Consider the following 13,605-nt stretch of genomic DNA (forward strand, 5'->3'; position numbering starts at 1 on the left):
ATTATGCGTCTACACCACCCGAAGCGCCTTGTTGGCTTCGCCCGCACCGTCGTCGGACGAGCAGCCCTGGCACTCGCAGCCCTGCAGGCCGTTGTTGCCGCAACACTGGTCATCATCGATGCGATCCAGAAAAAGATCAGGACCAAGCGCGAGGGGTTCCCCAAACCGGGCATCTTCGAGGGCCAGGTGGCCGGTTCATCGACCACCGTCTACACCTACGGGGAAGACCTGTACGAGGCGATGCTGGAGGCCATCCGGTCGGCCGAGCACCAGATCCTCATGGAGACCTACATCTGGAAGGGCGACGCCGTGGGGCGCACCTTCCGTGACGCGCTCAACGACGCCGCCGCGCGTGGGGTCAAGGTCTATGTGATCTATGACGGGTTCGCGAATCTGGTGGTCAGGCCGTCGTTCTACAAGTTCCACCCCGATGTGCGGGTCTTCAGGTTTCCGGTGCTGCGGCCGTCGATCGTCTTCACGAACATCCGGGGCACCGGGTTCGACCACCGCAAACTGCTGGTCGTCGACGAGACCACCGGGTTTGTGGGCGGCTACAACATCGGCAGCCTCTACGCCACCAAGTGGCGCGACACCCACCTGCGGATCGTCGGGCCGTCGGTCTGGGAACTGCGTGAGGCATTCGTCAGTGTCTGGAACCTCGCCACTGCCCGGTCCCGGCCTCCCCTTGACGACACCAGCGCCGACTTCTGGGAGCCTCGGCTGCGTGCCGTCAACAACATCCCGGCGAACCTGGTGTTCCCCATCCGTGGGGTCTACCTCGACGCGATCAACCGCGCCAAGGACCACATCTATATCACCACCGCCTACTTCATACCGGACCAGCAGATCCTCAACGCACTGCTGAGGGCCAGCAAGCGCGGGGTGGACGTGCGGGTCATCCTGCCCGAGGAATCCAACCACGTGCTCTCCGACTGGTTGTCCCGCGGGTTCTACTCGTCGCTGTTGGAGAACGGGATCCAGGTGCTGCTTTACCAGAATGCGATGATCCACGCGAAGACCGCCACCGTTGACGGCCAGTGGTCCACCGTGGGCACCGCCAACATTGACCGGTTGAGCCTGACCGGCAACTACGAGATCAACCTGGAAATCTTCGACGAGGGTCTCGCCAGCAGCATGGAGCAGATCTTCGCGATTGACAGCGGGAACAGCCGCATCCTGACCATCCAGGAGTGGGAGCGCCGGCACATTGTGGCCCGCGTCAGCGAAGCCATCCTCGCCCCGCTCCGCCCGCTCCTGTAATCCGCGAACCCTGTCAGGGGGCAGCGAAGCGGTCCAGGTACCCCACCCGCGACTGATGCACGTGACCGGCCATCAGCCGCTCGGCCTCAGCCGGGTTGCCGGCGTCGATTGCGGCCATGATCAGTCGGTGTTCGCTCCAGGACTGCTTGCCCCGATTGTCGACGTCGGTGGCGTAGAGCCATTCGATCTTGCCGGAAATCTGGCGCAACAGTGCCGTCAGGGATGCACTGCCGCTGAGTTCGGCGATACCCAGGTGGAACCTGATATTCAGCTCCGGCAGCAGCTCGAGGTTGCCCGCGGCGACGGCCTGGTCGCCGTCGTCGAGCAGGTCGGCGAGCTGACGGCGCACCCGCCACCACACACCGTTGGGGGCACCGGCGCTGAACTGCGCGGCAGCGCGCCGCGCCGCACGCCGTGCCGTGGCGGCCTCCAGCGCCTCGCGGACGGAGAAGAGATCGTCGGCGTCGTCCACCGGGATCTCCGAGACCGTGGACCCGGCGTAGGGCTTCGACTCGACGAACCCCTCCGCCTCCAGCGCGCGCAGCGCCTCACGCACCGGGATGCGGGACACCCCGTACTTGGCGGCGAGCACCGCCTCGGTCACCCGGGTGCCGGGCTGCAGCGAGCCGAAAATGATGTCGTGCCGGATCTCGTCCTGCACCCGCTGTTTGGGTGCAGGCTCGGCCGGGCTGGGGTCAGGCGGCAAATTCAGCACCGGGGATCGCTCCCAGCAGTTCCCGGGTGTACTCGGATTCTGGCCGGTTGTAGACCTGGTCCACGCTTCCCGATTCCATCACCTCGCCTGCCTTCATAACCACCACATTATCGGCAATCTGCCGGACGACGGCGAGGTCATGGCTGATGAACAGGTAGGTCAGCCCCAGCCGGTCCTGCAGATCGGCGAGCAGCCGCAGGATCTGGTCCTGCACCAGCACATCAAGGGCCGACACCGCCTCGTCGAGGATCAGCATCTCCGGCTCCAGGGCCAGGGCCCGCGCGATTGCCACGCGCTGGCGCTGCCCACCGGAGAGCTCGTTCGGCCGGCGCTGCGCCATGCTGTGCGGCAAGCCCACCTGATCCAGCAGGTCGGCCACCTTCTTTCGGCGGCTCTCCTTGTCCCCCACCTTAAAGATCCGCAGGGGTTCGTCGATCAGCCGTTCAATGCTGAACGTCGGGTCGAGCGAGCCGTACGGGTCCTGGAACACCGGCTGCACCTTGCGCCGCAGCGCCCGGCGTTCCTGCCCCCGGCTGGCGGTGATCGTCTGCCCGTCGATCAGGGCATTGCCCGAGCTGGCGGTTTCGAGGCCCAGGATGATCCGGGCCACGGTGGTCTTGCCCGACCCGGATTCGCCGACGACGGCTGTCGTCGTTCCCCGCTGCACACTGAAGGACACGTCCTTCACCGCCTGCACGGTGCCGCCGCGCTGGCCGCGCAGCTTGAATTCCTTGAACAGGTCCTTGATGACGAGGATCGGTTCCGGTCCGGCGATCGAGGACATCCCGCCTCCGGCCGGTTCGCGGCCGAGCACCGCAGCGACCGACGGTGCCGCCGCCACGAGGGCCTTGGTGTAGTCCTCCTGCGGGTTCAGCAGGATCTCGCGCGGTGTGCCCACCTCGACGATGCGCCCTTCGGACATCACGATGATGCGATCGGTGCGGTCGGCGGCGAGGCCCAGGTCGTGGGTGATGAACAGCAGCGAGGTTCCGCGGGCGTCCACCAGGTTCTGGAGGTGGTTCAGGATCTGCCGCTGCACCGTCACGTCCAGGGCCGACGTCGGCTCGTCAGCGATCAGCAGTTCCGGCTCACCGGCGAGGGAGATCGCGATGAGGACCCGCTGGCGCATGCCACCGGAGAACTCGTGCGGGTACTGCCCGTACCTCCGTTCGGCGTCGGGAATTCCCGCCTCTGCCATCAGCGCCACGGCCCGGGACTTCACCTGCGCCCGGTCGAGCCGTTCGCTGCCCGGAGCCCGGTTGGACATCAGCGCGTCAGCGATCTGCGCTCCGACCTTCATCGACGGATTGAGGTTGGACATCGGATCCTGCGGGACCAGGCCGAGGCGTGAGCCGCGGATGGAGCGCATCTGGGCGTCCGACGCGTCGGCCAGGTCCACCCTGTTGCGGGAGGACCCCAACTGGATTGATCCGTTGGAGACGTAACCGTCGCCGGGCAGCAGCTGCAGGATGGCACCGATGGTGGTGGACTTGCCGGAACCGGACTGCCCCACGATCGCCACCCGCTCCCCCTGCCGCAGTTCGAAACTGACGCCGTGGAGCACCGGGGCGGTCCCGAACGTGACCTCCAGGTTCTCGACCTTGAGCAGGACCTCACGGGGCCCCGTGTCCACTGCAACGCCGCTCGATCCAATGCCGTTCACATCATCGCCCTGCTGCATAGCCCTGAGCTCCTCTCGGGTTGGCGGCGGCCTTCAGGACGCCGGTTGCGGGGTCGCTGACCACCGAGGAGATGCGGCCGAGCGCCCAGTCTCCGGCACGGGTGACGACGTGGCCGCGCTCCTGAAGGTCGGTGATGACGTCCTCGCCGAGCCGGTCCTCGACCACAGCTCCGCCGGGCTCCCAGGTGCGGGGGAAGAACGATCCGGGGATCGACGTGGTGTGCAGCGAGGGTGCATCGATCGCCTGCTGCGGCGAGTAACCGCCGACAATGGTGCGCAGAATGTAGAGCAGCTGCCACTGGTCCTGCTGGTCGCCACCGGGTGACCCCAGCGCCACCACAGGGAGGCTGTCCTTTAGGATCAGGGTAGGTGTCAGCGTGGTGCGGGGCCGCTTGCCCGAACGCAGGGTGGACGGCGCCCCGTCCTCCAGCCAGGTCATCTGCAGCCGGGAGCCCAGGCAGAACCCGAGTTCCGGGATGGTCGGTGAAGACTGCAACCAGCCGCCCGACGGCGTGGCGGAGACCATGTTGCCCCACTGGTCGACGACGTCGATGTGGCAGGTATCCCCGCGGGTCTCACCACTGCGTGAAACGGTCGGTTCGCCGACGCCTGCCATGGCTCCCACGCCGGCGAGGGCCGGCGCCGTGTATTCGGTGCGTAGCGGCGGGATGAAGGGTTCGCGGCCCGGCACAGTGCCGGGGCGGAACTCAGTGGAGGCCTTCTCGGTGATCAGGGCGCGGCGCTCGGCGGCGTACTCCTCGGACAACAGGTAGTCCAGGGGGACGTCGGCGTCGCCGTAGTAGGCCTCGCGGTCGGCGATGGCCAGCTTCTGCGCCTCGAGGATGGTGTGGGCGCCGAGCGCTGTGGATGGGTCCAGGTGCTCATCGTCGTACCCGGCGAGGATGGCGAGGGTCTGCAGCAGCGCCGGACCCTGCCCCCAGGCACCCGTCTTCGCGATCGTGTACCCGCGGAACTCGAAGGTCGTAGCTGGCTCGTAGCCAGCCTGGCAGCCGGCGAAGTCCTCGAGGCTCATCACCCCGGCGTGGTCGGTGCCGGAGGAGTGGCGGTGCGGCTGCGCGGAGAAGGCGACGGCGGCCTGGGCAACGAAGCCCTCGCTCCACTCGTGGCGGGCGGCATCGATGCGCTCCTCCCGTGTGGCATCAGGCGCGCCGGCTGCGGCCAGCCGGTCCAGGACCGAGGCGTAGGCCTCGTTCTTGACCATTTCGCCCGCCACGGGGGCGCGGCCCTCGGGCATCCAGAGCGCTGCCGACGTCGGCCAGTGCTCGGTGAACAGTTCGGCGACCGAGGAGATGGTGGCGCCCACCCGTCCCACGATCGGGTGCCCGTTGCGGGCGTAGCCGATGGCGAAAGCCAGCACGTCGCCGAGTTCCCAGGTGCCGTGGTCGCGGAGCAGCAGCAGCCACGCGTCGACGGCGGCGGGGACCGCGGCGGCGAGTGCGCCAGAGCCGGGTACCAGTTCCAGTCCCTCCGCGAGGTAGTGCTCGCGGGTCGCGGCGGCGGGGGCTGGGCCCTGCCCCATCAGGACGATGGGTTCGGACGGGTTCTCCGCTGTCGCAAACACGCCGGTCATGTCACCGCCGGGACCGTTCAGGTGCGGCTCGACAACATGCAGCACGAAGGCACTGGCGACTGCGGCGTCGAACGCGTTCCCGCCACGTTCCAGGACCGCCTGCGCCGAGGCGGTGGCCAGCCAGTGGGTGGAAGCGGTCATCCCGAAAGTGCCCTCAAGGGTAGGCCGCGTGGTGAAGGGAGCTGGGGTGGTGTAGGTCATCGAGTCACTTTCGGTTCTTTTTGCCGGAACGGGAGCGGGAAGTGCTGGTGGGGTCGAGTGCGTCGCGCAGAGCATCCCCAAAGAGGTTGAAGGCCAGGCAGATCACGGCGATCGCAATGCCGGGGAAGATGGCAGCCGTGGGAGACCTGAAAATGTACTGCTGCGCATCCGAGAGCATGATACCCAGGCTAGGCGTTGGCGGCTGGATGCCAAGACCCAGAAAGGACAGCAGCGCCTCGCCGATCACCGCGACCGGCATGATCACGGTGGCCTGCACGATGATCGCTGACGCAGCATTGGGCAGCACATGCTGGGCCATGATCCGCAGCCCGGAGGCGTCCATGGTGCGCGCACCCAGGACGAAGTCGCTTTCCTTGATCCTCAGTGTCTCGCCGCGCACCACCCGGATCATGGTGGGGATCTGCGCGATCCCCAGGGCGATTGCCGCGTTGGACAGGCTGGGTCCGCTGATCGCGGCCAGCCCGACGGCGATGATCAGGAATGGGAACGCCAGGGTGACGTCGGTGAGGCGGGAGATGACGGCGTCGAACCCTTTCCAGTAGCCGGCAAGCAGCCCCAGGGGCGTACCGACGACCACGGCGAGCAGCACCGACAGTGCACCCACCTGGAGTGAGGCCTGCATGCCGAAGAGCATGCGGGAGAAGATGTCACGGCCCAGGTCGTCGGTGCCCAGCAGGTACCCGACGGTGAGGGGGTCCTGGAAGGGTGCGTCGAAGTGGACCTCGGTGGGATCGTAGGGTGCGATCACGGGGGCGAGGACGGCGGCGAGGACCACCAGCGCCAGCATGATGCCGCCGGCAATGCCGAGCGGGTTCCGGCGCAGCGAGCGCCAGATCCGGCCACGCGCCGAGCCGAGGCCAGCTGAAGCGGATCCGTTACCCGGACCATTGTCCGGGCCTGTACCGGTTGCGGCGATTTCTGTGGCGGCCATCAGTTGGCTCCTCCGACTCGGATTTTCGGGTTGACGACTGAGTACAGGATGTCCACGGCCAGGTTGATCACGATGTAGGAAACGGTGATGATCAGGACCACCGCCTGGATGACCGGGTAGTCACGGGTGAACACTGCGTCGAGGGTGAGCTTCCCGAAACCGGGGAGAGCGAAGATCCGCTCGGTCACCACGGCGCCGGAGATCAGTCCACCGAGCTGCAGGCCGACGATCGTGACGACCACGATCAGCGAGTTCCGCAGCCCGTAGCGCATCAGCACCCGGCCCCGTCCCAGGCCTTTCGCCCGGGCCGTGCGCACATAGTCGGTGCTCATGGTCTCGATCATTGAGGCCCGGGTCTGCCGCATGATCACCGCGGCCAGTCCGGTGCCCAGGATGATCGCTGGGAGGGTCAGGTAGTAAAGGCCCCGCAACGGGTCACTGGCGACGTCGACGTAGCCCGACGCCGGGAACCAGCCAAGCGTCACCGCCAGGTAGAGGATCGCCAGGATTCCCAGCCAGAAGTTCGGGACGGACAGCCCTACGAGCGCGAAGCCGTTCGCCAGCCATTCGGGCCACCGCCCGCGGAACCGTTCAGCGATCACGCCGAAGAGAATCCCGACGACGACGGCGACGACAATCGCGTACGCCGACAGCCACAGGGTGACCGGCAGAGTGGTGGCAATCAGCTCCGTGACCGGCGTTCCGGTGCGGGTGGATTCACCGAAATCGCCACGCAGCAGGTTGCCGACGAAGGTGAAGTACTGGCTCGCCAGCGATTCGTTGAGTCCGAGCATTTCGCGGATGGCTTCCACCCGTTCGGGGGTGGCTTCCTCGCCGGCCATGGCGAGGGCGGGATCGCCGGGGAGTTGGCGGACACCGATGAACACCACCAGCGATGCCAGGATCAGGGTAAGCGCCGACTGCCAGAGCCGGGTACCGACGTAGCGGATCATGGCTGGGCCCCTTCGTTCTCGATGAAGGCCACGTTGGACAGGTGCACCACACCGTCGGCGAAGGTTTCCACCCCGGCGATGTTGGTGGTGTACGCGGTGAGGCTGCGGACACGGTACAGGTAGATCAGCGGGTTGTCTTCCTGGATCTTCTCCACCACCTGCCCGTAAAGCTCGGCGCGTTCGTCGTCGTCGGTGGCCTGCGCAGCCTCCCGGAGGAGGGTGTCGACCTCGTCGACGCTGTAGCCGGAGTAGTTGTTGCCTCCCCCGGTGGAGAGGAAGTTGAACATGTTGCCATGTGGGTCGACGCGCCCGGACCAGCCGAGCTGCAGCATCTCGAAGTCACCGCGTGACTGCACGTCCAGCAGCGTGGAGTACTCCACGGGGACGATTGTCAGGCTGAACGCACCCTCCTCGGACACGGCGGCCTGGAGCGCCTGCGCGAAGCGGAGCGTGTCCGGGGCGTTGGAGACCTGCATTTCAATTTCGTACGGGGTCTCGATGCCTGCCTCCTCCAGCAGTGCGACGGCGCCTTCCGGATCGAACGGCGGGCAGGCTTCGCTGAGCTCGGAGGTGAAGGGGCTTTCCGGGGAGATCGGCGAACAGGCTGGCTGGTACCAACTGTTGAACACCGTGTTGACCAGGGCTTCGCGGTCGATCGACATGGACAGTGCCATCCGCACCGCTGCCTCCTGGGCCAGCGGGGTGTCGATGGTGCCGACCGGTTCGCCGACCCCGTCGGTGTTGCCAAGGTTGATGGTCAGGCCCTGGTAGCCGAGGGAGCCGACCTGGAGGATGCCGATGCCGTCCTCCTGGATCAGCGCGTCAATGTCCTGTGGCGAGATGGTGTCCGCGACGTGCACGTCACCGGATCGCAGGTTCGCTGCGCGGATGTTCGCATCGGTGATGATCCGGTAGGTGATGGTGTCCAGGTGGACATTCTCGGCGTCGTAGTAGAGCGGGTCGCGCTCGACCGAGATGGAGGTCTGGGGGACGCGGTCAACGAACTTGAACGGTCCCACACAGACCGGGCTGTCGCCGAAGTTCTCGCCCGCTGCATCGAGGGCCTGGGGCGAGAGCATCATCCCGGCCCGGTCGGCCAGTGCTGCGGTTAGCGGCGCGAAGGGTGTCTCGTAGGTGATCTCGACCGTGTACTCGTCGGTCGCCTCGATGCTGGTGATCGGTCCGAGTTCGCTGGCGCGGGAGGATCCCTCCAGGTTCAAATGTCGGTCGAGGGTCTGGCGGACCGCCTCGGCGTTGAATTCGGCGCCGTCGGCAAACACGGCGTCCTGGCGGACCGGGATGGTGATGGTCAGTCCGTCCTCTGAGACCTCGGGAAGTTCGGTGGCGAGCTGGGGAATCAGCTCACCGGACGCGTCGATGTCGTAGAGCTTCTGGCACATGGTCTGCATGACGTAGCGCGTGTAGAGCGACGACGACGTCGTGGGGTCGAGGCGATCCGGCTCCGCGGAGAGGGCCATCACGAGGTCCCCACCCTCGACGATGGTCTTGCCGTCGAGTGAAGCGGTGGTGACCTCTTCGCGTTCGGGCGCCGGTTCAAGGGCCTGGAGTGGCTGGCAGGCGGTCATCGCGAGGGCCACGGCGACGGCGCTGGCAAACACGCCGGCCAGTTTGAACGGGGACCGTGATCGCGTCTCCGGCGGGGCCGGTGGCGTGAATGGTGTGGGCGGCATTTTTATCCTTGGCTCAGGAGGCGGGGACTGCGTGTGGTGCAGGTCTCATGTGACCGATTGCATACAACAATAAACAGGAAGGTGTATTTTGTATACATGCCGTTCGAAATATGACGGTTCGTATAACAACACTTTCGCGGCACCAGTCGTACATCACGGAGGATCCAATGAAGCGTCAGCCTGTCCCCACCGACCGCCTCCATCTGTGGCTCATGCTGACCCTCACCTTTTCCACAGGCGTGGTGGACGCCGTCGGCTTCCTCGGTCTGGACCAGGTCTTCACCGGCAACATGACTGGAAACGTGGTGCTGCTGGGCATGGCCATTGCCGGGGGCAGCGACCTGCCGGTGCTCAGACCAGCCCTGGCGTTGCTCTTCTTCATGGTCGGCGCCGTAATTGGTGGGCGGGTGTTGCGAAAAGCACCCGAGGGATGGAGCGGCCGCACCTCACTGACCTTCCTCACGGTGGCCGTGCTCATCGGTGGATTGGCCCTCTTCACCGCCCTCGTCGATGTCACCGGCGACCACTTGCTGGGCAGCATCACCACCAGCACGCTCGCACTGGCCATGGGCATTCAGGCCGCCACGGCGAAGCGCCTCAAGGTCGCCGAGATCACCACAGTCGTCGTAACCTCAACGATTACCGGGCTGGCCTCGGACTCACGCCTCGCAGGTGGGAAGAGCCCCTTCTGGGCACGCCGGGCTCTGGCCATCGCGTTGATCCTGCTCGGCGCGCTGGTGGGGGCGGCGGCGCTGCACATCGACCTCTGGGTCGGGATAGCGCTCTCGGCCGTCCTGTCCGCAGTCGTGACCCTTATCGGCCAACTGCGGCACCGGAAGGACAAGCGGGCAGCCGCCGCAGCGGTCGAACCCGAGTCGGAGCCCGTGACAGCCGGCTAGGTCCCCGCGCTGGCCCACGCCCCTGTACGCTCGACATTTAAGGCATTTCGGCCGGTTCGAGAAGGGTAAATGGCGTGAGCGAGGACAGTGCGATCCCAAGCGGAGTGCTGATTGCCGGGTGCGGTGATCTGGGGACCGAGGCCGGGCTGAGATTCGCTGCGGCCGGACACCGGGTCACCGGATGGCGGAGATCGGCGGACAAGCTCCCGGCGGAGCTTAACGGGGTTTCGGTGGATCTCACCGGCGAGCTGCCGACCATCCCCGCCGACACGACCATTGTGGTGGTCGCAACCGCAGCCGACGGCCGCACCGAGGATGCCTACCGCGCCGCCTACCTGGAAGCTACCGGCAACGTTCTTGACGCCCTGGACCGGGACGGCATTGACGCCCGCATCCTCCTGGTGTCCTCCACCGCGGTGTATGGGGGCGACGACGGCGAGTGGATCGATGAATCACACCCGGTGGCACCCGCCACTGCAACCGCGACCATCCTGGCCAGCACCGAGGAACTCCTCCGTGCCCGGCGTCCGGAGGCCATCATCCTTCGACTGTCGGGAATCTACGGGCCGGGCCGCACCCGGCTGATCGATCAGCTGACCGCCGGGACCGCCGTCGTCCCGCAGGAGATCCAGTGGACCAACCGCATCCACCGCGATGACGCGGCTGCGGCAATCGTGCACCTGACCACTCAGGTCGGCGACCCCGGAACCGTTTACATCGGGGTCGACAACGAACCGGTTGACCAGGGTGAGGTGGTCGAGTTCCTCGCAGCACAGCTGGGTCTACCGACCCCACCGGTGGGACAGCCGTCGTCTGCCAGGACAGGCGGGACAAACCGCGGTAACGGTAAGCGCCTCAGCAACGCAGCGCTGCTGGCGACTGGGTTCAGGTTCACCTACCCGACGTTCCGCGAGGGGTACCTGGCCGTCATCAACGGTGACGGAGTCAGGCACCCCTAGCGATCGACAAGGTTAGTGGACGGCTGGGACTCCGGCGCCGTCCACCGGGGCCTCAGCGGCGTCCACCGGTGCGTCCACGGGCTTCCGGATAAAGAAGGCAGCCACGACGGCGAACATGAACACGATCGCGCCGCAGAAGAACGCGGCCTGGATGCCGCCGGCTTCGGCGGCCACCTCGGAGACGCCGTCGTCGAGCAGGGCGGTCGCCTGGATGGTCATCACCGAGATAAACAGCGCGGTGCCTGCGGCTCCCGCAAGCTGCTGAACGGTACCCACGATTGCGCTGCCGTGGGAGTAGAGCTGCGGACGCACCGATCCGAGAGCCGAGGTCAGCAGCGGAGTGAACATCAGGGCAAGGCCGATGCTCAGGAAGACGTGCGCCACCATCACCATGAGGAAAGGGGTGGTTTCGCTGAGCATCGTCAGGCCCCAGAAGACCAGGCTCACGAGGATCGCGCCAGGCACCACGAGCACCCGGGGGCCACGCTTGTCATAGATGCGACCCACCACCGGTCCGAGCAGACCCATGGTCAGGCCACCCGGGAAGAGGAGCAGGCCAGCTACCACCGGTGAGAGCCCCAGCACGTTCTGGACGTAGAGGGGCAGCAGGATGATGGTTCCGAAGAGCGCCATCATTGACACCGAGATGACCAGGATGGAGATGGTGAAGGTGCGGGACTTGAAGGTCCGTAGGTCCAGCAGGGCCCGGTCGGCGCGCTGCAGACTGCGCTGCCGCAGGACAAACAGCACCAGGGCCACGCCGCCGACGACGAGCGGCAACCACGGCGGTACTGGTCCGCCACCCTCGGCCGCCTCGCCGAACTGGCTGAGACCGTAAATGATCCCGCCGAACGCGAGCGCCGAAAGAATGACCGAGAGCACGTCGATGGGCAGGCGCCGCGGCGTGGTGACGTTCTGGATGCGCGTGGCACCGAGCACCAGGGCGCCAACGGCAATCGGGAGGACCAGCCAGAACAGCCAGCGCCAGTCCAGCACGCTGAGGATCAAACCGGACACGGTAGGGCCGATGGCCGGTGCTACCGAGATGACGATGGCAATGTTGCCCATGGTGCGGCCGCGGGACGCCGGGGGCACCAGGGTCATCACCGTGGTCATCAGCAGCGGCATCATGATGGCCGTGCCGCTGGCCTGGATGATCCGCCCGACAAGCAACACCTCAAAGCCCGGCGCGAGCGCCGACACCAGGGTGCCGAGGCTGAACAGGGACATGGCGGCCATGAAGACGGGACGGGTGTGGAACCGCTGCAACAGGAACCCGGTGACCGGGATGACCACCGCCATGGTGAGCATGAAGGCCGTAGTAAGCCACTGCCCAGCGCTGACGGTGATGCCGAGATCGACGGTAAGCGACTGCAGCGCAACGCTCATGATCGTCTCGTTCAGAATCACCACGAACGCGGAGACCAGCAGCAGCGAGATCACCAGCCGGTTGCGTTTGGTGTTGTCGATGTCGTCCGGTCGCTCGGCCGACTGGGTCTCAGCGGCGGGCGGGGCACTATGGGGCACAGAGAATCCTTCGAAAGGGTGTGGGCGTGGGAATCCTATTAGCGGCAACGCCAAAAGGATTCAGTTCTATTCCGGTCCCTCTGACGGCGCCCACTGTCGGCGCGAGCCTATCGACGGCTGTCCTAGGAGGATGTCGGCACGTACCCAAGCTCCTTATCGACCTGATGGGGCAACGCCTTCCCGGCATGCCAGGTGAGGAAGTTGCGCTCGAACTGGAGGGCAAGATCGTTCAGCCAAGAGTCGGCGTCGCTGGCCATGTGGGGTGAGATGAGCACCTGGTCCATCCCCCAGAGCGGGCTGGAGGGCGGTAGCGGTTCGACGGCGAAGGTGTCCAGTACTGCTCCGGCGATGCCGCCGTCGTCGAGCACCCGCACCAGCGCTGCCTCGTCCACCAGCTTTCCCCTCCCCACGTTGATGAGGACCGAGGTCGGGGCCATGGCGTCGAGCACCGCGGCGCTGACCATGCCGTGGGTCTGCGGGGTCAGCGGGGCCACCAGGACCAGGTAGTCGTAGCCGCCGGCGATGGTGGCCAGGTCGGAGCTGGCATGGACCGTCGCAAAGTCGGGGTCATTCGTGCGGGCGCTCCGACCGGCGCCGTCAACGTTGGCTCCGGCAGCTGTCAGAAGCCGTGCGGTGCACCGCCCGATACTGCCGGTACCCACCACGAGGACCCGGGAACCGGCAATGTTCCGGGTAGTACGCCGCCCCCAGAGCTTCTGGCGCTGTTGATCCCGGGTCTGGCCGAATCCCTTGGCGGCAAACAACATGGCGCCGAGCACGTACTCGGCCATGGGACGGTCAAACACGCCGTGCGCGTTGGTTATGGTCACCGGGGAGGTGACCAGTTCCGGGAACAGCAGCTTGTCGACGCCAGCGGCCGCAACATGCAGCCACCGCAGGGATCCGGCGTGCTGCCAGGCCGGTTCCAGTGCACCCGAGAAGAAGTCCCAGAGGTAGAGCACGTCAGCTCCGTCGAGCGCTTCCGGCAGGCCGGCAGCGTCAGTTTCGCGGATGTCCGCGAGAGCTGCGACGCGTTCCAGGCCGACCACGGGCCGCTCCCCTACCAGGACAGCGACAATGGGGCGGCGCCCGGCGGGGGTGGATCCTGGTGGGAGGGTCGAAGGTGTCATGGTCAGCATCTTCCCACGGCGCACCAGGTCGGCTAGCGGGAGTCAT

At 66.4% G+C, this 13,605-nt stretch carries 11 protein-coding genes; 3 read left to right on the forward strand and 8 right to left on the reverse strand.

Translation table 11 applies throughout. The features are described 5' to 3' along the window. Positions 1 to 3: 3 nt before the first annotated feature. The gene (locus HMI57_RS08485; RefSeq protein WP_228721007.1) at positions 4 to 1,260 is read left to right on the forward strand and encodes a phospholipase D-like domain-containing protein; all 1,257 of its coding nucleotides are present in this window, start codon (positions 4 to 6) and stop codon (positions 1,258 to 1,260) included. A 13-nt stretch (positions 1,261 to 1,273) separates the two neighbouring features. Here the strand turns inward: HMI57_RS08485 and HMI57_RS08490 are convergent, their stop codons facing one another. The 6 genes from HMI57_RS08490 to HMI57_RS08515 are packed head-to-tail and all read right to left on the reverse strand — an operon-like array spanning position 1,274 to position 9,044. Continuing rightward, a complete protein-coding gene (locus HMI57_RS08490; RefSeq protein WP_346655169.1) occupies positions 1,274 to 1,975 on the reverse strand; it encodes a GntR family transcriptional regulator in 702 nt (233 codons plus the stop codon). Next, the gene (locus HMI57_RS08495) at positions 1,956 to 3,656 is read right to left on the reverse strand and encodes an ABC transporter ATP-binding protein (RefSeq protein ID WP_171585520.1); all 1,701 of its coding nucleotides are present in this window, start codon (positions 3,654 to 3,656) and stop codon (positions 1,956 to 1,958) included. The genes HMI57_RS08490 and HMI57_RS08495 overlap by 20 nt, the downstream gene beginning before the upstream one ends. Then, positions 3,640 to 5,448, reverse strand: a complete 1,809-nt coding sequence (locus HMI57_RS08500) for a gamma-glutamyltransferase (protein ID WP_171585521.1) — start codon at positions 5,446 to 5,448, stop codon at positions 3,640 to 3,642. Before HMI57_RS08500 ends, HMI57_RS08495 begins: the two co-directional genes overlap by 17 nt. A gap of 4 nt (positions 5,449 to 5,452) precedes the next feature. Further along, positions 5,453 to 6,400, reverse strand: coding sequence for an ABC transporter permease (locus HMI57_RS08505; RefSeq protein WP_171585522.1), 948 nt, complete (start codon positions 6,398 to 6,400; stop codon positions 5,453 to 5,455). Then, positions 6,400 to 7,353: an ABC transporter permease gene (locus tag HMI57_RS08510; protein ID WP_171585523.1), complete on the reverse strand. Its 954-nt coding sequence runs from the start codon at positions 7,351 to 7,353 to the stop codon at positions 6,400 to 6,402. Before HMI57_RS08510 ends, HMI57_RS08505 begins: the two co-directional genes overlap by 1 nt. Further along, positions 7,350 to 9,044, reverse strand: a complete 1,695-nt coding sequence (locus tag HMI57_RS08515; protein WP_171585524.1) for an ABC transporter substrate-binding protein — start codon at positions 9,042 to 9,044, stop codon at positions 7,350 to 7,352. The genes HMI57_RS08510 and HMI57_RS08515 overlap by 4 nt, the downstream gene beginning before the upstream one ends. A 167-nt stretch (positions 9,045 to 9,211) precedes the next feature. Here HMI57_RS08515 and HMI57_RS08520 point away from each other — a divergent pair, with 167 nt between their 5' ends. Continuing rightward, the gene (locus HMI57_RS08520; protein ID WP_171585525.1) at positions 9,212 to 9,943 is read left to right on the forward strand and encodes a YoaK family protein; all 732 of its coding nucleotides are present in this window, start codon (positions 9,212 to 9,214) and stop codon (positions 9,941 to 9,943) included. Positions 9,944 to 10,017: 74 nt separating this feature from the next. Next, entirely contained in the window at positions 10,018 to 10,902 is an 885-nt protein-coding gene (locus HMI57_RS08525) for an SDR family oxidoreductase (RefSeq protein ID WP_346655170.1), read from the forward strand. A 12-nt stretch (positions 10,903 to 10,914) separates the two neighbouring features. Here the strand turns inward: HMI57_RS08525 and HMI57_RS08530 are convergent, their stop codons facing one another. Further along, complete coding sequence (locus HMI57_RS08530) at positions 10,915 to 12,372, reverse strand: MDR family MFS transporter (protein WP_346655176.1); 1,458 nt, start codon at positions 12,370 to 12,372, stop codon at positions 10,915 to 10,917. Between the two features lie 179 nt (positions 12,373 to 12,551). Next, positions 12,552 to 13,559, reverse strand: a complete 1,008-nt coding sequence (locus HMI57_RS08535; protein WP_171585527.1) for a D-2-hydroxyacid dehydrogenase — start codon at positions 13,557 to 13,559, stop codon at positions 12,552 to 12,554. Positions 13,560 to 13,605: the final 46 nt, after the last annotated feature.

Source organism: Arthrobacter sp. 260 (assembly GCF_013116745.1).
Taxonomy (GTDB): domain Bacteria; phylum Actinomycetota; class Actinomycetes; order Actinomycetales; family Micrococcaceae; genus Arthrobacter_D.

Bases quoted from the DNA above. Each gene is read 5' to 3' on its own strand.
- HMI57_RS08500 (WP_171585521.1), bottom strand. From the start codon at position 5,448: ATGACCTACACCACCCCAGCTCCCTTCACCACGCGGCCTACCCTTGAG.
- HMI57_RS08495 (WP_171585520.1), bottom strand. From the start codon at position 3,656: ATGCAGCAGGGCGATGATGTGAACGGCATTGGATCGAGCGGCGTTGCA.
- HMI57_RS08520 (WP_171585525.1), top strand. From the start codon at position 9,212: ATGAAGCGTCAGCCTGTCCCCACCGACCGCCTCCATCTGTGGCTCATG.
- HMI57_RS08510 (WP_171585523.1), bottom strand. From the start codon at position 7,353: ATGATCCGCTACGTCGGTACCCGGCTCTGGCAGTCGGCGCTTACCCTG.
- HMI57_RS08535 (WP_171585527.1), bottom strand. From the start codon at position 13,559: ATGACACCTTCGACCCTCCCACCAGGATCCACCCCCGCCGGGCGCCGC.
- HMI57_RS08485 (WP_228721007.1), top strand. From the start codon at position 4: ATGCGTCTACACCACCCGAAGCGCCTTGTTGGCTTCGCCCGCACCGTC.
- HMI57_RS08515 (WP_171585524.1), bottom strand. From the start codon at position 9,044: ATGCCGCCCACACCATTCACGCCACCGGCCCCGCCGGAGACGCGATCA.
- HMI57_RS08505 (WP_171585522.1), bottom strand. From the start codon at position 6,400: ATGGCCGCCACAGAAATCGCCGCAACCGGTACAGGCCCGGACAATGGT.